Source organism: Flavobacterium sp. (assembly GCF_040382755.1).
In the GTDB taxonomy this organism is placed as follows: domain Bacteria; phylum Bacteroidota; class Bacteroidia; order Flavobacteriales; family Flavobacteriaceae; genus Flavobacterium.
Window position 1 is genome coordinate 1 of the sequence record NZ_JBEIET010000017.1, and the last position, 20,348, is coordinate 20,348.

Sequence of the window (20,348 nt, forward strand, 5' to 3'; positions counted from 1 at the left end):
AACTATGGTCAAAACAGTATTGAAATAATTTCAACAACTGATGAAGGAACAATTATAGTGAGCACTTTTAATGCTAAGATGAATATTAGGAAAGAAATTGCTGAAAAAATTCTAAGTTTATTTCTTGAAAACAGAATAAAAGATAATATGAAATATACTGTGGAAGGTGATGAAGCAAATATTACTGGAAATTGTGTTATCACAGTAAAAGGAAACTTAACTTCTATTGATTTTTATTACGAAAAAGTAGAGTGGAAAAACGGATATACGGAAATTTATATGGAACCAAAAACAAAATCACCAATTTCATATGCTTTAGCTAAAAATTAATTTTTGTTTAAAAAGACCCAACAAATTATTTAAATATGTTGGGTCTTTTTAATTATTCTTGTTTCTTCTGTGTGAGATAATAAATTGGTATACCTACTAACACTATAAACAAACCTAATCCTGTATTTTTAGTGTCGTAAATAAGTAATATAATACTTATTATAGAAATCAGTATTATGTATAAAACAGGAACAAACGGATACCCAAAAGCTTTATAGGGTCTTGGTGTATCGGGTTCTTTTTTACGAAGAATAAATATACCGTAAATGGTTAAAACATAAAATAATAAATTGGCAAAAGTAGCATACGTTAGTAAATCGCCATATTTTCCAGATAAACATAATATCGAGGCCCAAATACATTGCATCCAAAGTGCTTTTTCTGGCACTTGATTTTTATTTAATTCTCCAGCGCTTCTAAAAAATAAGCCGTCTTTACTCATCGCATAAAACAAGCGTCCGCCAGCTAATATTAAACCCGAATTACAACCAAAAGTAGAAATCATAATTAAACCGGCCATTATAAAAACGCCAGCATTTCCGAATATAACAGAAGCCGCACTCGCTCCCAACCTATCTTCGTTAGCATATTTAATACCTTGCCCTAAAAAGTCATCAGCTAATGGATTTCCATTTAAAGGTAATAATGAAAAATAAGCTAAATTGGCAAGTAAGTAAATAATTGTTACTATTAATGTTCCTAAAAACAAACTCTTTGGAATGTTTTTCTGCGGTTCTTTAATTTCTCCAGCAATAAACGTAATATTGTTCCAAGCGTCAGAAGAAAACAATGAATTAATCATTGTAAACCCCAGCATTCCAATAATTGCAAAGCCAGTTAATACTTCAGTAGTGATTTTGCCATCAACAACTGTTGTTTTTGTTGCCGACCACATATCTGTAAAATTATTTGCTAATGTATCAGATTGTAAACCGACATATAAACCAAATACAATTAAAGCAAATAATGCGAATAATTTAGCTGCCGTAAAAACAAATTGTAGATTTTTACCGCTTTTTACACCTTGATTATTGATAATTGTTAGCACAACAATACTCAAAATGGCTAACAATTGTTGGTATTGAATTTTATATGTACCAATTTCAAGCAATGTATCACTTAGTATTGGGAAGAAAATAGCGGTATATTTAGCAAAAGCTACTGCTACAGCTGCAATTACTCCGGTTTGAACCACTGTAAAAACAGTCCAACCATATAAAAACGACATCATTTTGCCATACGCACGCTGAATATACACATATTGTCCTCCGGCTTTTGGCATCATACCTGCTAATTCACCATAACTCAAAGCTGCGGCAAGCGTTAAAAATCCAGTTAAAATCCAAGCTAATAAAATCCAACCTGCACCACCAATATCTCTTGCCATTATTGAGGTTACAATAAATATTCCAGAACCTATCATTGAACCTGCAACTAAACTTGTTGCATTTAACAATCCCAATTCTTTTTTAAATTCAGTTTTATTTTCCATATAAATTATAGTTTTGATAAAGATAAAAAAAGAAAGTAAGGAAAATAAAAAAAGGTGTAAAATTGTACATTCTACACCTTTTTCTATTCTTCAATTCTTGTTATCGCTTATAATTCTGCTTTTTTACCCAATCTGCATATTTTGCAGCCACTTTTAAATGTGCATTATAATCTGTTGCAAATTCGTGATATCCAAATTTTTCTACACTGGCACAAAAATATAAGTAGTTGTGTTTTTCTGGATTTAAAACCGCATCAATTGCCGAAACATCTGGCATAAAAATAGGTCCTGGTGGCAAACCCGTGTTTTTATATGTATTGTAAGGTGAATTTACAATTAAATCGTTATGCATTACGCGCTTTACTACTAAACTCCAATCATTTGATTTTTGTTTCAAGGCAAAAATTACGGTTGGATCAGCTTGTAATGGCATATTTTTTTTTAATCGGTTTAAATACACACCCGCAACTTTTGGTCTTTCATCTGCTTTTGCAGTTTCTTTGTGAACTATTGAAGCTAAAGTATACACTTGAGCTGGAGTTAAATTTAAGGCTTTGGCTTTCGCTAATCTGCTATCATTCCAAAATCTTTTATATTCTTTTGTAAGTTTCTCTGCAAATTCTTCAGGTGAAATGTTCCAATAAAATTCGTAGCTATTCGGAATAAAAAACGACATTACATTATCTTTATTCAAACCGTTTTCTTGTAGAAAAGTATCATTTGTGAAAATTTCATTCAATTTTGTAGTATCAGGCTCAATTTGAGAGGCAATTCTCACAAATAAATCTTGTACTTTTTCTTGATTATTGAAAGCTAATTTCACAGGAGTATTTAATCGTAACGCACGAACAATACTAAAACTGCTCATTCCTTTTTTAAGTAAAAATTTTCCTGATTTTACATTTGAATCATAGTTTCTTTTTGAAGCAACCCAATCAATTTTAGATTGATTTTCAATATAAGGCGCTAATATTTTCTTTACATCTTCGTATTTTGAATCCGTTGGAACATATACAAAAACTTCCTCTTGTTCAAATTTTGTATTACCTGTAAAGGCTTTATTTATTACATATCCACCACTAATAATTATAAGAGCCGCTCCTATACTTATAATTCTTAAGAATAATTTTTTCGCTTCCAAAATTTTTTATTTTACGTTTATGAATTGAAAAAGCGCTTCATCTACAAAAGCACCTTTTATATTGTTCCAGTCTTTTTTAATGCCTATTTTTTGAAACCCAAAATTACTAAAAAGCAATAAACTGGCTTCATTATTTACAGTAATATTTGCAAATAATTGATGTAAATTCAAATTAGTGAAAGCATAATTGGAAATCAATTGCAAGGTTTCTTTTCCAATACCTTGATTTCTATAGTTTTCCGAAATTATTATTCCAATTCCAGCACGACTATTTTTCGCATCAAAATCAAATAAATCTATGCATCCAACTGTTTCATTGGTTTCTGAAAGCACAATTACCAATCGCAATTGTTTTACTTCATAAATATCCAAATGTGCGTTTTCTAAATAGTTTTTCAACACCCATTTACTGTAGGGTGTTTGTGTATTGCTCACTTCCCAAATCGATTCGTTGTTTTCTATTTCGTATAGAAAATCTAAATCTTCGGGTTCGAGAGCTCTTAAATGAATATTTTGTCCTTTTAATGTCATAGAGTTTTTTTTTACCGCAAAGACGCTAAGGTTTTCGCAAGGTTCGCAAAGTTTATTTTAATTACTTAATGCTTCTGCAATTTTCAATGCACATTTTTCGCCATCAATAGCAGCAGAAATAATTCCTCCTGCGTAACCCGCGCCTTCTCCGCAAGGATATAATCCTTTGATTTGAACGTGTTCTAATGTAAAATTATCTCTTGGAATTCGAACTGGTGAGGATGTTCTGCTTTCTGGAGCGTGTAAAATGGCATCATTTGTTAAATAACCTTTCATAGATTTTCCAAATGCAGAAAAACCTTCACGAAGCGTTTGTGTTAAAAACGTCGGTAAAACTTCGCCTAATTCTACAGAGGTTGTACCGGGAACATATGATGTTTTTGGGATGGCTGCCGAAACTTTTGTTTGTGTAAAATCAATCATTCTTTGTGCGGGAACTTTTTGTGTTTTTCCAGCCAATTGCCAAGCTTTTTGTTCAATAGCTTTTTGAAATTCCATTCCTGCTAAAGGTCCAAATTTTTCAAAAGGTTTAAAATCCTCCAAACGTAACTCGACTACAATTCCAGAATTGGCAGTGGCTTGATCTCGTTTACTTGGACTCCAACCATTTGTGACTACTTCGCCTTCGGCTGTGGCACAAGGCGCAATTACACCGCCTGGGCACATACAAAACGAATACATACCGCGACCATTTACTTGTTTTACAATTGAATATGGCGATGGTGGTAAAAATTCACCTCGGTAATCACAAGAATATTGAATTTTATCAATCAACTCTTGCGGATGTTCCGCTCGAACGCCTAATGCAAATGGTTTTGCTTCAATAAAAATATCTTTTTTGTGAAGCAATTCAAAAATATCACGTGCCGAATGTCCTGTTGCTAAAATGATTTTTTTAGCATAAATCGTTTCTCCATTTTGCGTTACAATTCCGTCTACTTCATTATTTTTAACTAAAATATCTGTAACTCGAGTTTCAAACAAAACTTGTCCGCCACATTCTATAATTTTTTCTCGAATATCTTGAATAATTTGAGGTAATTTATTGGTTCCGATGTGTGGATGTGCTTCTACTAAAATTTCTTCGGTTGCACCAAAAGCTACTAATAATTGTAAAATTCTATCTACATCACCGCGTTTTTTGGAACGTGTGTATAATTTTCCGTCAGAATACGTTCCTGCTCCGCCTTCTCCAAAACAATAATTAGAATCCGCGTTTACAATTCCATCAACATTTATTGCTTTTAAATCTCTACGTCTGCCTCGAACCTCTTTACCGCGTTCTATAACAATTGGTTTTAAACCTAATTCGATTAATTGCAAAGCGGCAAATAATCCAGCAGGACCTGCACCAACAACTATAACTTCTTGTTTATTAGTAACATTAGGATAATTTGGTAATTCTATTATAGATTCCGTAAACTCCTCATCTTTAAAATAAATATTTAGTTTTAAATTAAATTTAATGGCTTTTTGACGCGCATCAATGGAACGTTTAAGAATTACAATTTTTTGTAAATCGGCAACAGAAGTATGTACCAATTTAGAAACATATTGATATAACATTTGTTCGTTATTCGCCATTTCTGGAGAAACTTGAATAAGTAGTTCGCGAGGCATGGATTTAATTTATTTGCAAATGTACAAAAGATTTACTTTTTCTCTTCAAATGCTCGTAAAGCAAATGAAGCTAACCAATGTTCGCCTTCATAATTTCCATCTACTACTGAAGGTAACGAAAAATTCAAATGATGATTGGCAATTGGAACTAAATGAGAAAATAATTTTGGATACGCCTTGGCTAAAGCATACATATTCCATGCTCTACTAAAATTTAAGCCGTCTAAATGCACCAAATGACCATCTGTTCTGTCAGATACTTTAGCGGTTTCCCAATTCCAATTTTTAGAAAACATCTTCGGTGCGAATTTTTTTAACCAATTTAAAAACTCATTTTTTGGTAAAATACGTTGCATTAATCCCAATTCTTCCATACATGGAGATAAAAAATCAGTTCCGCTTGGTTCCCAGTCAAAAGGGCAATTCACATCATTTTTAAACAATCTTATGGCATGTGTCTTTATACTATTTTGTAATTCTATATTATTAGAATAAACAGCATAATCCCATGCGTTTGATAAGCCAAATGCGGTATTATTATGTGTGCCAACACGAACAGGATATAAAAGTTTTGGCAAAAATTCGATATACCGCTGAATAATTAAATTAGATAACGGCTTTAAATTATTTGCCAATTCAAGAGTAGAATTTAATTTAGATTTTTCCAATTCTAATTGAAGTTTTAAAAGCCAATTCCAACCGTAAGTCCGCTCATACGATTTTTCATGAGGCTTAGAAAAGTAATTCATTTCTTGCTGAATGTTTTCTTTAGAAAGATTTATTTTTAATTTTTCAAGAATAATTTCTTTGTTTCCAATTTCAGGAAAATTATTTAGCAAATACACTAAACTCCAATGCCCATGTACAGAAGAATGCCAGTCAAAACAGCCATAAAATGCAGGATGTAGCTCTTTAGGCGATAACAATTCTGTAGTATTAAGAAGTAATTGATTTAACTTATTTGGATATTCTTGTTGCAAACATTTAATTGGTAAAGTCGATAAATGATTGGCTTGTTCCGAAGTAAGTTGTTGCGAAAAAGTCAAAGTTCCAAAAAAAAGAAAAGAAAATATTAATTTCATAGTGAATTTCATTTTTTCAAAAGTACTAAAAACTTACCTTTGATTTTTATTTTATAATTATGAACAGACAAATAAAACTAATATGGGATTTTCGTGGACAAGCTGCTGCTAAAACAGCGGAACATCATGAAATTCATCTGAAAGAATTTTTAGATAAAGAAAATTACATATTAAAAATTACTGGCTTTGAAATTTTAAACGAAATGTACGCTATTGCCTATTTAGTTGTAGAAGAAGCCGATATGATTATTTTTAGAGATGCTTTACGACCACATCGAGGAGAGGTTTATTTAGTCGAAAGTCGAAAGTCTTAAAGTCGAAAGTAAATCTATAAGTTACTTTATGACTTTCGATCTTCGACTTTTGACTACATTTTTAATTCGCTACTTCGCTTATAAATTTGATTCGCATTAATCGCAATTCTTCGGTATCATATTCCCCATCAAACTCTTTAAGTGCGTTTTCTATATTGTCCGATTCGGATTCCATAAAATAGTCGTAAATTTCTTCTTGTTGCTCTTCATCTAAAATATCATCAATCCAATATTTGATATTTAATTTGGTTCCAGAAAATACAATTTGTTCCATTTCTTTAAGCAAATCGTCAAATTTTAGACCTTTAGCTGAAGCAATATCATCTAAGGCTAATTTTCTATCGATATTTTGAATAATGTACAATTTATTTATAGAATTAGCACCTGTTGATTTTACCACTAAATCATCTGGACGAATAATATCGTTTTCATCTACATATCTTGAAATTAATTCAATAAACGGGTTTCCGAATTTCTTTGCCTTACCTTCTCCTACACCGTGAACGTTGCTTAACTCGTCAATGGTAATTGGATATTTAAGGGCCATATCTTCCAAAGAAGGGTCTTGAAACACTACAAACGGTGGGACATTATGTTTTTTGGCTTCTTTTTTACGTAAATCTTTTAGCATAGACATTAATACTGCATCGGCAGTTCCTGTTGCTTTTGCTGCTGCGATGATATTTTCATCTTCTTCTTCACTAAACTCATGATCTTCTGCCACCATAAATGAATATGGTTTTTCAATAAAATCTTGTCCAGCTTGAGTTACTTTTAAAACACCATAACTTTCAATGTCTTTTGAAATTAATCCTGCCACTAAAACCTGACGAATTAATGCCATCCAGTATTTTTCGTCATGCTTAGCACCACTTCCAAATGTTTTTAAGGTATCAATTTTTTGTGCTTTAATAATGGCATTAATTTTACCTACTAAAGCCATTATAACTTCTTTAGATTTAAATAACTGTTTCGTATCGTTAATTACTTTTAGCAAAGTAACTATCTGATTTTGAGCTTCTGTTTTAACTTTTGGATTTCTAACATTATCATCCATATCGGCTCCTTCGCCATTAACTTCGTCAAATTCTTCTCCAAAATAGTGAAGTAAATATTTTCTTCTTGACATAGAAGTTTCTGCATAAGCTACCACTTCTTGTAATAAAGCATAACCAATTTCTTGTTCAGCAATTGGTTTTCCAGACATAAATTTTTCTAACTTTTCAATATCTTTATACGAATAATACGCCAAACAAATTCCTTCTCCATCATCTCTTCCTGCTCTTCCTGTTTCTTGATAATAACTTTCTAATGATTTTGGAATGTCGTGATGAATTACAAAACGCACATCGGGTTTGTCAATTCCCATACCAAAAGCGATAGTTGCCACCACCACATCTACATCTTCCATAAGAAACATATCTTGATGTTTGGCACGAGTTTTCGCATCTAAACCGGCATGATAAGGCACTGCAGAAATTCCATTTACTTGTAGAACCTGTGCAATTTCTTCCACTTTTTTTCTACTTAAGCAATAGATAACACCTGATTTTCCTTTGTGTTGCTTAATAAATCGTATAATATCACCTTGAACATTTTTTGTTTTCGGACGTATTTCGTAATATAAATTTGGTCGGTTAAAAGAAGCTTTAAACGTATTGGCATTAGGCATATCTAAGTTTTTCAAGATATCTTCTTGTACTTTAGGAGTTGCCGTTGCAGTAAGTCCAATAATTGGCACATCACCTAATTGCTTAATAATACTTCTTAAATTTCTGTATTCTGGTCTAAAATCATGTCCCCATTCTGAAATACAATGTGCTTCATCAATGGCTACGAAGGATATTTTTACTGTTTTTAAAAACTGAATGTAATCCTCTTTTGTTAATGATTCAGGGGCTACGTATAGCATTTTAGTTTTTCCAGATAAAATGTCTGCTTTTACCTGATTGACTTCTGTTTTATTTAATGAAGAATTTAAAACATGAGCTACGCCAACATCAGACCCCATACTTCTAATGGCATCAACTTGATTTTTCATTAAAGCAATAAGTGGAGAAACCACAATAGCCGTTCCGTCTAAAACCAATGCAGGCAATTGATAACATAATGATTTACCTCCACCTGTTGGCATAATTACAAAGGTATTATTACCAGAAATAATACTTGTAACTACTTTTTCTTGTAAACCTTTAAATTGTGAAAATCCAAAGTATTTTTTTAACTCTTTGTATAAATCTATATTCTGTTCTTTCATGAAATAATGGGTTGAACTTATAAACAAATAATTTTAGACAATTATTATTTGAATTTTGTCTAAATTTGCAATCATAAAGATACAACTATTCTTTAAAAACAAAAATATAATTCATTTAATTTTGAATACAACACAAACTATCTTAGAAAACGCAAAGCAATCTATCCTGTCTCAAAGTGAAAGTATTGCGAAACTTACACAATATCTTACTGAAGATTTTGCCAAAACGGTTCAATTAATTTTCGATTCCAAAGGACGATTAGTAGTTACTGGTATTGGAAAAAGTGCCATTATTGCTCAGAAAATTGTAGCAACATTAAATTCTACAGGCACACCATCTATATTTTTACACGCTGCTGAAGCCATTCACGGCGATTTAGGAATGATTCAAAAAGGCGACGTTGTTTTATGTATTTCAAAAAGTGGAAATAGCCCTGAAATTAAAGTTTTGGCGCCAATTATCAAAAATTTTGGTACTACTTTAATTGGAATGACGGCTAATCCAAGTTCTTTTTTAGCTACTTCTTCCGATTTGGTTTTACTAGCTCACGTAGATGACGAAAGTTGTCCGCTTGGTTTAGCTCCTACAAATAGCACCACTGCGCAATTGGTTTTAGGTGATGCCATAGCAATTTGTTTGATGAAAATGAGAGGTTTTCAAGCAGAAGATTTTGCCAAATATCATCCAGGTGGCGCTTTGGGTAAAAAATTATTGTTACGTGTGAAAGATATGTTAGATACTACACACGCGCCGCAAGTAGCTCCAAATGCTTCTATAAAAAAAGTAATTATGGAAATTTCTGAAAAGCGATTAGGCGTTACGGCTGTTGTTGAAAATGATAACGTAATTGGAATTATTACTGATGGTGACATTAGAAGAATGTTGACTGATAGAGATTCGTTTTCAGATTTAACTGCACAAGATATTATGACCAAAAATCCAAAATCAATTGCTTCAACGGTTTTAGTTTCAGAAGCTTTAGATGTATTGGAAGATAATAAAATTACACAATTGATGGTGATTGACAATGGAACATACAAAGGTGTGTTGCATTTACACGATATTTTAAAAGAAGGAATTGTATAATGGCAAAAAAGAACAAAAAAAACATTAACGAAATGACTTTTTTAGATCATCTTGAGGAATTAAGATGGTTGTTAGTGAGAAGTTCGGCTGCTATTTTAACAGGAGGTGCAATTGCTTGGGTTTTTAGTGATTTTATCTTTCAAACCATCATTTTCGGACCTATGAAAGGTGATTTTATTACCTATCAGTTTTTTTGTGATTTGGCAAATAAATATGATTTAGACAAAAGTTTTTGCGATGCTACTCTGAATTTTAGCATTCAAAATACCGAAATTGAAGGGCAAATTTCTTTATTAGTTTGGACGTGTATTACTGCAGGATTTATCATAAGTTTTCCTTATATTTTATTACAATTTTGGAATTTCATTAGTCCAGCTTTGTATAAAAAAGAAAAAAGAAATGCGGTAAAATTTATAGTTATTTCTTCTTTATTATTCTTTTTAGGCGTGTTATTTGGTTATTTTGTATTAACACCCTTATCGTTGAATTTTTTATCAACATTTACCGTTTCTGATGTAATTAAAAATGATATTAATGTCAATTCTTATATCGGAACTGTAAAAACTACTACTTTAGCTACTGGTTTAATTTTCGAATTACCAATTATTATTTATTTTTTATCCACTTTAGGGTTGGTAACCCCTTCCTTTTTAAGAGAATACAGAAAATGGGCGTATGTAATTATCTTAATTATTGCTGCAATTGTAACACCACCAGATGTAATTAGTCAAGTTATAGTCACAATCCCGTTAATTATACTTTACGAAATAAGTATATTTATAAGTGCTTTTATCTTTAAGAAAAACAACAAATCAATAACCACAATATAATGAGTGATTTAATTTCCGAGTTTAACGACTATCGTGCTAAAATGAATGAAAAATTATTAGCAGATGATAATAAAGTAATTAAAAGAATTTTCAACTTAGACACCAACGCATATAGCGAAGGTGCGCTTGATGTGAAAACTAAAGAATTATTAGGATTAGTAGCTTCAGCGGTTTTACGTTGTGATGATTGTATTAAATATCATTTAGAAACTGCCTATAAAAACGGAGTAAATCGTACAGAAATGATGGAAGCTATGAGTATTGCCACTTTAGTTGGTGGAACAATCGTAATCCCACATTTGCGTAGAGCTTATGAGTTTTGGGAAGCGTTAGAAGAAGCAGGAACTAAATAATTGTTAATTTGTATAATCGTTTATTTGAATATTCGTTTATTTGTAAAAAATAACTTAGCCACTTTGTAACTTAGTTACTTAGAAACTCATAGAAAAAATGAAATTAAGAGCCGAAAATTTAGTTAAAACATATAAGAAAAGAAGCGTTGTAAAAGGCATTTCTGTTGAAGTAAACCAAGGCGAAATTGTGGGTTTATTAGGCCCAAATGGTGCTGGAAAAACGACTTCATTTTATATGATTGTAGGTTTAGTAAAACCAAATTCTGGAAATATTTATTTAGACGATATGAATATTACCGATTTTCCTATGTACAAACGTGCACAAAATGGAATTGGGTATTTGGCGCAAGAAGCATCGGTTTTTAGAAAATTAAGCATCGAAGACAATATTCTGTCGGTTTTACAATTAACAAATTTGACCAAAGCAGAACAAGAAGTCAAAATGGAAAGCTTAATTGAAGAGTTTTCATTAGGTCATATTCGTACAAACCGTGGTGATTTATTATCAGGTGGCGAACGAAGAAGAACAGAAATTGCTCGTTGTTTAGCTACGGATCCAAAGTTCATTTTATTAGATGAACCGTTTGCAGGAGTTGACCCAGTTGCGGTGGAAGATATTCAAAGAATTGTAGCACAATTAAAAAATAAAAACATCGGAATATTAATAACCGACCATAATGTGCAAGAAACATTAGCCATTACAGACAAAACCTATTTAATGTTCGAAGGTGGTATCCTAAAAGCAGGAAAACCAGAAGAATTAGTAGAAGACGAAATGGTAAGACGTGTATATTTAGGTCAAAATTTCGAATTAAGAAAAACAAAAATCGACTTTAATGCTTCAAAAGAAGTTGAGTTAGATAAGTAACTAAACACATAGACAAATAGAATTTATTTTTCACACCACGTTTGTCACGCTGAAAGCGTCTCAACTGTAATTGACAAAATTGTGTTTAATTCGTCATTAAGACGTAGTGAAATATCTTCCTTATACAAATTTATAAGCAAAAGCAAAGATTAAAAAATCTTTATAAATCGGTTAAAATCCGCATCATCCGCGTACCTATATCATATGAAAAATCCATCAAAAGAACAATTAGATGTTTGGCGCAAAGACCCAAATAATTGGAAATGTGGCGTGTTTTATTATAATCCAGAAGACGAAAGATTATTGCCTCCAAAAAGAGAAGCTTGGATGGGTTGGACCACAAACTTTGCCAATTCAAAATCTGTTGCGTTATTAATTGCTATTGTCTTTTTAATTCTGTTTCTAACGGCATTTTTACCCAAAAAATGGGTTATTTAATACAGACTTTCTTCAAATCAGCTACGTTTCCGTTGAAAACATTGACATCAACTAATTCATTAACGCCATGAAGTTGGGCTTTTTCTGTAAATTGCCACATCAAATAATCATCTTCAATTTTTTCTTTCCAAGGATTGTAGTTTGCTATCCAAAATAAGTAGTCAGGGAAATCGTCTCGCAAAAAATCTTCATAATATTTTTCACCCGTATATATTATCGGTTTCACTCCGTACTCTTTTTCTACTATTGTTAGCCAATTTTGTAATCCTTCTTTTAATTTGTTCATAGATTGCCCTTTTGGCATCTTTTCGATATCTAAAATTGGTGGTAAATGTCCTTTTCGTAATTTGACATTCTTAATAAAATTATTGGCTTGATCTGTCGAATTTTCATCTGGACGGTAATAATGATAAGCACCCTGAATATAAACAGTTGATGATAAATTTTTCCAATTTTTCTTGAAATTTCTATCTACTTTTTTACTTCCGGCTGTAGCCCGAACCACTACAAACTTAATTTCAAATTGTTCTTCAATAGCTTCAAGATTTTCCCAATCAATAGTACCTTGATACTGAGAAACATCTATACCAAAAATTTTACCTTCGTGATTGGCTACGATATCATTTATTCGAGCATCTTCAAGTTTTCTTTGATTTGCAGTTAATTCGTTGTTTTTAGTTTTAAATCCCAAATAATATAAAAACATATCTTTTTTCTGATACACGAAAACAATCGTACACAATAACAAAAAAAGTCCAAGAATCCATTTGAAAGATTTCGGACTAATTAAAGTTTGTTTTTTTCTTTTAGAAGTATATTTTCTCCTGGTTGCCATTACACGTTCTTATGAATCGTATTATACAAAACTGATAAAATCACATATAATAAAATGATAATTGGAATGGCGATAAATTCTAACAAGACAATTAAAATCAATGAAATAATCAAAAATACGACTTGCATTTTATATTTTTCCCAGCTAAAACTCTTCACTTTTAAAGAAAATAAAGGAATTTCTGCGTTTAATAAATACGAACTTAAAACTGTAACTCCAACTAAAACATAAGGATTACTTAAAAAATCAACCAACCATTCAAATTCCGAATGAAACTGAATCATTGGAATACTCATAATTAACAAAGCATTTGCTGGTGTTGGCAAACCAATAAACGATTCCGTTTGACGCGAATCTACATTAAATTTAGCCAATCTGTAACAAGACGCTAAAGTGATTAAAAATCCAAAATACGGTACAACACCCATATAATAGGTGTCTTCTGTTAAATTATATTGCGATTGGTTTTCCTGAATATCTGCTAACATTTTATACATTACCAATCCTGGCACCACGCCACTTGTCACCATATCTGCTAAAGAATCCAATTGTAAACCAATTGGGCTTTGTACTTTCCAAATTCTGGCGAAAAAACCATCCCAATAATCAAAGAAAATTCCCAAACAAACCAATGAAAAAGCTTCATTATAATTCCCGTTAAACGCGTGAATTAAAGCCAATAAACCTGCTAATAAATTCAACAAAGTGATAGTATTTGGAATGTGTTTTTTGATACTCATTAAGTAATGTTTTTTTTATTATGAATTTTCTATAGCAAATGTAAACAATAAAATGAAAGAATTTGAGTTTATTAAAGAAGAAATTATGATATTTGTTGTTAGATTTAAATGATTTGAAAAAAATAATAGTATTCATCGGGTTGCTGACTTCCACGTCATTTTTCGGACAAACTATTCGTAAATATTCCAACGAATTTTTAAACATTGGAGTGGATGCGGCAGCGTTAGGAATGAGTAATGCGGTAACGGCACAAACTTCGGATGTAAATTCAGGATATTGGAATCCAGCTGGAATTTTACAATTGGAAGACAAACAAATTGCTTTAATGCACGCGAATTATTTTGCAAATATTGCACAATATGATTACGCGGGTTTTGCTATGCCAATTGACGACCGAAGCGCTTGGGGAATTTCTTTAATTCGTTTTGGTGTGGATGACATTTTAAACACTACACAATTAATTGACAGTCAAGGAAATATTGATTACAACAGAATTTCACTTTTTTCTACTGCCGATTATGGGGTAACGTTTTCATACGCCAGAAAATTACCCGTTCAAGGTTTTAATTATGGAGTAAACGCCAAAGTAATTCGAAGAATTATTGGCGATTTTGCCTCTTCTTGGGGTTTTGGATTTGATGTAGGCTTACAATTTCAAAATAAAAACGATTGGAAATTTGGTTTAATGTTACGAGACATCACTACCACATACAATACTTGGACCATAAACGAAGAAGAATATGAGAAAATAAAAAATGCGGTTCCAGGTGAAAACCAAGAATTACCTGAAACCAGTGAAATTACGTTACCAAAAGCACAATTTGGTTTGTCTAAAAAATTCGAATTTCATTACGATTACACTTTAACAACCGCAGCCAACTTGAATATGGAATTTGCACAAACAAATGATATTATTTCTACAAGTATGGTAAGTATTAGTCCTGCCATTGGTTTGGAATTCGGATATATTGATTTGGCTTTTTTACGTGCTGGTGTTGGTAATTTTCAACAAATTACACAAATTGATAATACAAATAAAATGAGTTTTCAACCTAACATTGGTTTAGGATTTAAATACAAAGGTATTCAAGTAGATTACGCCTTAACTGATTTAGGAAATCAAAGTGCGGCGCTATATTCTAATGTGTTTTCTGTAAAAGTGGATTTAGGAATTTTTAGAAGATAATTTTTTGAGAATATAGAGAATAGAATATAGATATTAGACTTTTATTAGTCGTTAAAAACACATATAATATGCTAAAAAAATTACTTTTCTTATTACTACCTATTATTAGTTTTTCGCAAAACGTAATTTTATCAGACAATGCTAAAGTTAGTATTTTAACTTGCGGAACGGCGCCTGTTTCTTACGCAATGTATGGACATACAGGAATTCGAATTACAGATAATGTAAATAAAATTGACGTGGTGTATAATTATGGTGCTTTTGATTTTTCGACACCAAATTTTATGATGAAATTTGTAAAAGGTGATTTACAATATTTTGTAACAAGCGAAAATTACTACGATTTTGAATATAATTACAAACTAGACGGAAGAAGTATTGTTGCACAAGAATTAAATTTAACTACAGCACAAAAACAACAACTTTTGAATGAACTCAACAGTAGTTTAACTTCCGAAGAACGTTTTTATACCTATAAATTTATTGATAAAAATTGCACAACAATGGTTGTAGATAAAATAAATAAAATTTTAGGCGAAGAAATTCTAAAGCAACCTAAATCAAATCAAAGTTACAGAGAAATTTTGTATCCGTATATGTCGGATTTTTATATGAAATTGGGTATTCAAATTATCTTTGGAACGAAAGTAGACCAACTCGCTACTCGCCTATTTTTACCTTTAGAATTTGAAAAAGTATTAAATACTGCAACTCAAAATGGAAAAAAAACCGCAAAACCTTCTGAAATTTTAAATGAACAAACCGTCACAACGCCGTTTTCCTACTTAAATTCTATTTATTCATTATTAGCTGCGATTGTAATTTTGATTTTAATAAACAAAAAAGGCATACAAATTATCTATTTCATTTTCGCAGGGTTATTAGGATTATTTTTTAGTTTAGTGGGGTTTTATTCGTTACACGAAGAAATTCTATGGAATTACAACATATTATTATTCAATCCTTTATTGTTGTTGTTTGCTTATTTTTATTGGAAAAAGAATACTCGAAAAACTATTTTATTTGGTCAAATTTGTATGGCGTTCACAATGGTTTATTTGGCTTATATTGTAAACAAAGTGCAAGTAATCATAGTACTACCAATAATTGCGTTGCACCTATTTTGGTTGATTAAAATTGTACTAAAGGAAAGAAAAATAAAAATTGAATAGTTTATAATTATATCACAAAAAAACGCCAAGCTTTCACTTGGCGTTTTTCGTTTATTAGTACTATAAATTAATTCGTTAATAATTTATGCGAAGGCGCAAACTTAGTTAAGTTAATACCTTCTACTGCTTTTTTGTATTCTTCAATGGTTGGCGTTCTTCCTAAAATTGTTGATAAGACTACTACTGGAGTTGAAGATAATAAAGACTCTCCTTTTTTCTCTGCAGTATCTTCCACTACTCTTCCTTGGAATAAACGAGTTGAAGTAGCCATAACCGTATCTCCTTTTGAAGCTTTTTCTTGGTTACCCATACATAAATTACAACCTGGACGCTCTAAATATAACATATTTTCGTATTCTGTACGAGCTGCAGCTTTTGGAGCATTATCATCAAATTCAAAACCAGAATATCTTTGTAATACTTCCCAATCGCCTTCTGCTTTTAATTCGTCAACAATATTATAGGTTGGTGGCGCTACTACTAAGGGAGCATTAAATTTAACTTCTCCTTTTTGTGCTTCCACATTTTTAAGCATTTGAGCTAAAATTTTCATATCTCCTTTGTGTACCATACAAGATCCGATAAATCCTAAGTCTACTTTCTTGGTTCCTCCATAAAAAGATAATGGACGAATCGTATCGTGTGTATATCGTTTAGAAACATCTTTATTATTTACATCTGGATCAGCAATCATAGGCTCTGCGATTACATCTAAATCTACAACAACTTCTGCGCTATATTTTGCATTTGTATCTGGTCTTAAAGCTGGTTTATCACCTGATTTAATTTCAGCAATTCGTTTATTTGCTTTATTAATTAATCCTTGAAGCACTTTATTATGATTGTCCATTCCTTTATCAATCATAATTTGAATTCTTCCTTTTGCAATTTCTAACGATTCAATTAAAGTATCATCTTCAGAAATACAAATAGATGCTTTAGCTTTCATTTCTGCTGTCCAATCCGTAAATGTAAACGCTTGATCAGCCGTTAAAGTTCCTAAATGCACTTCAATAATTCTACCTTGGAACACATTTTCACCACCAAATTGCTGTAACATTTGTGCTTGAGTAGCATGAACTACATCACGAAAATCCATATATGTTTTCATGGTACCTTTAAACGTTACTTTTACAGATTCTGGAATTGGCATAGACGCTTCACCTGTTGCTAAAGCTAACGCCACAGTCCCTGAATCGGCTCCGAAGGCAACACCTTTAGACATACGTGTATGCGAATCGCCACCAATAATAATAGCCCATTCGTCAATAGTGATATCATTAAGAACTTTATGAATAACGTCTGTCATTGGATGATAAACGCCTTTAGGGTCACGAGCCGTAATTAATCCGAAATCGTTCATAAATTGCATTAATTTCGGAATATTTGCTTGTGCTTTTTTATCCCAAACTGACGCAGTATGACAACCCGATTGATACGCACCATCTACAATTGGAGAAATTACTGTTGCAGCCATAGATTCTAACTCTTGAGCTGTCATTAAACCTGTTGTATCTTGCGAACCTACAATATTTACCTCTACACGAACATCAGAACCCGCGTGTAATACTTTTTTAGAAAGCGTACCTACTGCATTTCTATTAAATATTTTTTCAACAGCTGTAAGACCTTGTCCGTCAATTGAAATTTCTTTTGAAGGCGCATATACTAATGGCGCTTCGACACCAAGTGTTTCAGCTGCAAAAGTTTGAATTTTTTTACCAAAAACAATAGCATATGAACCACCAGCTTTAATAAATTCTAATTTTTGAGGTGTGAAGGCTTTAGAAATATCAATTAATTCTTTATCGCCATTGTATAATTTTTTTGTTTTTGTATTGATAGTAAGCATCGTTCCTGTTTCCACAGAATATACGTGTTCTAAAACAGGGTCGCCACTTTCATTACGAACAACTTCTCCGTTTGAATCCGTCTTTTTAACCCAGTTTTTTAAATCTAAACCAATACCACCCGTAACATCAACTGTCGTTAAGAAAATTGGAGAAATTCCGTTTGTTCCTGCAACAATTGGTGCAAAATTTACGAATGGTACATATGGACTCGCTTGTTTACCAGTCCAAAGCGCCACGTTATTTACACCCGACATTCGTGATGAACCTACGCCCATTGTTCCTTTTTCTGCAATTAACATTACAGATTTGTCTGGATGTTGAGCTTGTAAGGCTTTAATTTCTTCTTGTGCTTTAGGTGTAATCATACACTTTCCGTGCAATTCTCTATCAGAACGTGAATGGGCTTGATTTCCTGGAGAAAGTAAATCTGTAGAAATATCACCTTCACCTGCTATATAGGTCACAACTTGTATTTCTTCTGCAATTTCAGGAAGTTTCGTAAAAAATTCTGCCTTAGCATAACTTTCTAAAATTTCTGTAGCAATTGCATTTCCATTTTTATACGCTTCTTTTAAACGATCTGTATCTGCATCATATAAATATACTTGCGTTTTTAAAACGTTTGCAGCTTCTTTTGCAATATCTAAATTGTTACCTAAAGCGATATCAAGCAATACTTTTATAGAAGGCCCACCTTTCATATGAGATAATAACTCAAATGCAAATGCAGGAGTAATTTCATTAACTACAGATTCGCCAAGAATTATTTCTTTTAAGAAATTTGCTTTTTCAACTGCTGCACTTGTAGTACCTGGCAACGTATTGTAGATAAAAAACGTAAGTGAATCTTTTCTATTTTCGTTTGTTACATCTTTTATTTGAGAAACGATCGCTTTAAGTAAATCAGCACCATCAATTGGTTTTGGATGCAATCCTTGGCCTTTTCGTTCTTCAATTTCTTTGATGTATTCTTTATAAATATTTGTTTCCATATCAAAATTATTATGATAATTTATTAATCTGTTTTAAAACTGATACAAATTTAACCAATTCTTTTTAGATTAAAAAATTTATAATAAAAAACGATATTCCCGAAATTATTATTTGTAATTATTCTATTTTAATGAATTTAATTCAAAAATAAAACAAAAAAAGAGTGATTATTTAGGAATTCTTAATTTAAGTAAATTAAACTACGAAATTCGAAAAAAACGGTAGTGTATTTTGTCAAATTAACAAAAAGGACTGATGTTAAAATAGTTTTCTAATGATGTCTTCTTCTGAAATTCCTTCGGCATCAGCTTTGTAATTTTTGACAATTCGGTGGCGTAAAATTCCGAAAGCTACGGCTTGAACATCTTCAATATCTGGCGAAAATTTTCCATTAATAGCCGCATTGGTTTTGGCTGCTAAAATTAAATTTTGAGACGCACGAGGACCTGCTCCCCAATCTAAATAATTTTTAACAAAATCAGGCGCTAAAGGATTATTTGGTCGGGTTTTTGAAACCAATGTTACAGCATATTCAATTACATTATCTGTAACAGGAATTTTTCTAATTAAATTCTGATAAGAAATAATTTCTTCTGCAGTAAACAATGGATTTATTGTTGTTTTCAAATCTGAAGTTGTCGCTTTCACTACTTGAACTTCTTCTTCAAAAGTTGGATAATCTAAATTTATGGCAAACATAAAACGGTCTAATTGCGCTTCTGGCAACGGATAGGTTCCTTCTTGCTCAATAGGGTTTTGAGTTGCTAAAACAAAAAATGGTAAATCTAATTTAAAACTTTGCCCTGCAACTGTAACCGATTTTTCTTGCATTGCTTCTAATAAAGCGGCTTGTGTTTTTGGTGGCGTTCTGTTAATTTCATCTGCCAAAATAATATTGGAAAAAATCGGACCTTTTATAAATTTAAAATTTCGCGTTTCATCTAAAATCTCACTTCCTAAAATATCTGAAGGCATTAAATCTGGCGTAAATTGAATGCGTTTAAAATGCAACCCTAAAGCTTCGGAAATAGTATTTACCATTAACGTTTTTGCCAATCCAGGAACACCTACTAACAAAGCGTGTCCGCCAGAAAAAACACTCAAAACAATTTGATTTACTACTTCATCTTGACCTACAATAACTTTAGCAATTTCTTGTTTCAATTGCTTTTGTTTGCTTACTAATTTTTCAATTGCTGCTACGTCTGACATCTTTTTGGGTAAA

The 20,348-nt window shown here is 31.8% G+C and carries 19 protein-coding genes; 9 read left to right on the forward strand and 10 right to left on the reverse strand.

Annotated elements, in window-relative coordinates; translation table 11 throughout:
- Positions 1-330, forward strand: a 330-nt coding sequence (locus ABWO04_RS03180; protein WP_353077244.1) for a hypothetical protein, incomplete at its 5' end; no start/stop codon positions are given.
- A gap of 52 nt (positions 331-382) precedes the next feature.
- Here the strand turns inward: ABWO04_RS03180 and ABWO04_RS03185 are convergent.
- The 5 genes from ABWO04_RS03185 to ABWO04_RS03205 all read right to left on the reverse strand — a co-directional run bounded on the left by ABWO04_RS03185 (position 383) and on the right by ABWO04_RS03205 (position 6,196).
- Complete coding sequence (locus tag ABWO04_RS03185) at positions 383-1,822, reverse strand: APC family permease (RefSeq protein WP_353077246.1); 1,440 nt, start codon at positions 1,820-1,822, stop codon at positions 383-385.
- Positions 1,823-1,922: 100 nt separating this feature from the next.
- Positions 1,923-2,963, reverse strand: coding sequence for an endolytic transglycosylase MltG (gene mltG / locus ABWO04_RS03190; RefSeq protein WP_353077248.1), 1,041 nt, complete (start codon positions 2,961-2,963; stop codon positions 1,923-1,925).
- Positions 2,964-2,969: 6 nt separating this feature from the next.
- A complete protein-coding gene (locus ABWO04_RS03195) occupies positions 2,970-3,494 on the reverse strand; it encodes a GNAT family N-acetyltransferase (protein ID WP_353077250.1) in 525 nt (174 codons plus the stop codon).
- A 57-nt stretch (positions 3,495-3,551) separates the two neighbouring features.
- Positions 3,552-5,114, reverse strand: coding sequence for an NAD(P)/FAD-dependent oxidoreductase (locus ABWO04_RS03200; protein WP_353077252.1), 1,563 nt, complete (start codon positions 5,112-5,114; stop codon positions 3,552-3,554).
- A gap of 32 nt (positions 5,115-5,146) precedes the next feature.
- Positions 5,147-6,196: a DUF2891 domain-containing protein gene (locus ABWO04_RS03205; RefSeq protein ID WP_353077253.1), complete on the reverse strand. Its 1,050-nt coding sequence runs from the start codon at positions 6,194-6,196 to the stop codon at positions 5,147-5,149.
- A gap of 59 nt (positions 6,197-6,255) precedes the next feature.
- Here ABWO04_RS03205 and ABWO04_RS03210 point away from each other — a divergent pair, with 59 nt between their 5' ends.
- On the forward strand, positions 6,256-6,510 hold the full coding sequence (locus ABWO04_RS03210; protein WP_353077255.1) for a hypothetical protein: 255 nt from the start codon (positions 6,256-6,258) through the stop codon (positions 6,508-6,510).
- Positions 6,511-6,571: 61 nt separating this feature from the next.
- Here ABWO04_RS03210 and recQ read toward each other — a convergent pair whose 3' ends face one another.
- A complete protein-coding gene (gene recQ, locus ABWO04_RS03215; RefSeq protein WP_353077257.1) occupies positions 6,572-8,767 on the reverse strand; it encodes a DNA helicase RecQ in 2,196 nt (731 codons plus the stop codon).
- Between the two features lie 121 nt (positions 8,768-8,888).
- On the opposite strand from recQ, the gene ABWO04_RS03220 reads away from it, so the two are divergent.
- The 5 genes from ABWO04_RS03220 to ABWO04_RS03240 all read left to right on the forward strand — a co-directional run bounded on the left by ABWO04_RS03220 (position 8,889) and on the right by ABWO04_RS03240 (position 12,343).
- Positions 8,889-9,854, forward strand: coding sequence for a KpsF/GutQ family sugar-phosphate isomerase (locus tag ABWO04_RS03220; RefSeq protein ID WP_353077259.1), 966 nt, complete (start codon positions 8,889-8,891; stop codon positions 9,852-9,854).
- Positions 9,854-10,684 carry a twin-arginine translocase subunit TatC gene (gene tatC / locus ABWO04_RS03225; protein WP_291241068.1) on the forward strand — a complete coding sequence of 277 codons (831 nt, stop codon included), beginning with the start codon at positions 9,854-9,856 and terminating at the stop codon, positions 10,682-10,684. Before ABWO04_RS03220 ends, tatC begins: the two co-directional genes overlap by 1 nt.
- Positions 10,684-11,037, forward strand: coding sequence for a carboxymuconolactone decarboxylase family protein (locus tag ABWO04_RS03230; RefSeq protein WP_291241067.1), 354 nt, complete (start codon positions 10,684-10,686; stop codon positions 11,035-11,037). Before tatC ends, ABWO04_RS03230 begins: the two co-directional genes overlap by 1 nt.
- Before the next feature lie 97 nt (positions 11,038-11,134).
- Entirely contained in the window at positions 11,135-11,905 is a 771-nt protein-coding gene (lptB, locus tag ABWO04_RS03235; protein WP_353077260.1) for an LPS export ABC transporter ATP-binding protein, read from the forward strand.
- A 204-nt stretch (positions 11,906-12,109) separates the two neighbouring features.
- Positions 12,110-12,343 (forward strand): DUF5808 domain-containing protein, encoded by a 234-nt coding sequence (locus tag ABWO04_RS03240; protein ID WP_353077262.1) that lies wholly within the window; start codon positions 12,110-12,112, stop codon positions 12,341-12,343.
- Here ABWO04_RS03240 and ABWO04_RS03245 read toward each other — a convergent pair.
- Positions 12,336-13,178 carry a GH25 family lysozyme gene (locus tag ABWO04_RS03245; RefSeq protein WP_353077264.1) on the reverse strand — a complete coding sequence of 281 codons (843 nt, stop codon included), beginning with the start codon at positions 13,176-13,178 and terminating at the stop codon, positions 12,336-12,338. The genes ABWO04_RS03240 and ABWO04_RS03245 overlap by 8 nt on opposite strands.
- Positions 13,178-13,918, reverse strand: coding sequence for a CDP-alcohol phosphatidyltransferase family protein (locus ABWO04_RS03250; RefSeq protein WP_353077266.1), 741 nt, complete (start codon positions 13,916-13,918; stop codon positions 13,178-13,180). The genes ABWO04_RS03245 and ABWO04_RS03250 overlap by 1 nt, the downstream gene beginning before the upstream one ends.
- A 113-nt stretch (positions 13,919-14,031) precedes the next feature.
- Here ABWO04_RS03250 and ABWO04_RS03255 point away from each other — a divergent pair, with 113 nt between their 5' ends.
- Positions 14,032-15,105, forward strand: coding sequence for a putative type IX sorting system protein PorV2 (locus tag ABWO04_RS03255; protein WP_502903962.1), 1,074 nt, complete (start codon positions 14,032-14,034; stop codon positions 15,103-15,105).
- Between the two features lie 68 nt (positions 15,106-15,173).
- On the forward strand, positions 15,174-16,277 hold the full coding sequence (locus ABWO04_RS03260) for a lipoprotein N-acyltransferase Lnb domain-containing protein (protein WP_353077268.1): 1,104 nt from the start codon (positions 15,174-15,176) through the stop codon (positions 16,275-16,277).
- Positions 16,278-16,344: 67 nt separating this feature from the next.
- On the opposite strand, the gene ABWO04_RS03265 is transcribed toward ABWO04_RS03260, so the two are convergent.
- Together ABWO04_RS03265 and ABWO04_RS03270 are read right to left on the reverse strand one after the other, a co-directional pair.
- Positions 16,345-19,122, reverse strand: a complete 2,778-nt coding sequence (locus ABWO04_RS03265; RefSeq protein WP_353077270.1) for a bifunctional aconitate hydratase 2/2-methylisocitrate dehydratase — start codon at positions 19,120-19,122, stop codon at positions 16,345-16,347.
- Between the two features lie 259 nt (positions 19,123-19,381).
- On the reverse strand, positions 19,382-20,335 hold the full coding sequence (locus ABWO04_RS03270; protein WP_353077272.1) for an AAA family ATPase: 954 nt from the start codon (positions 20,333-20,335) through the stop codon (positions 19,382-19,384).
- Positions 20,336-20,348 lie beyond the last annotated feature (13 nt).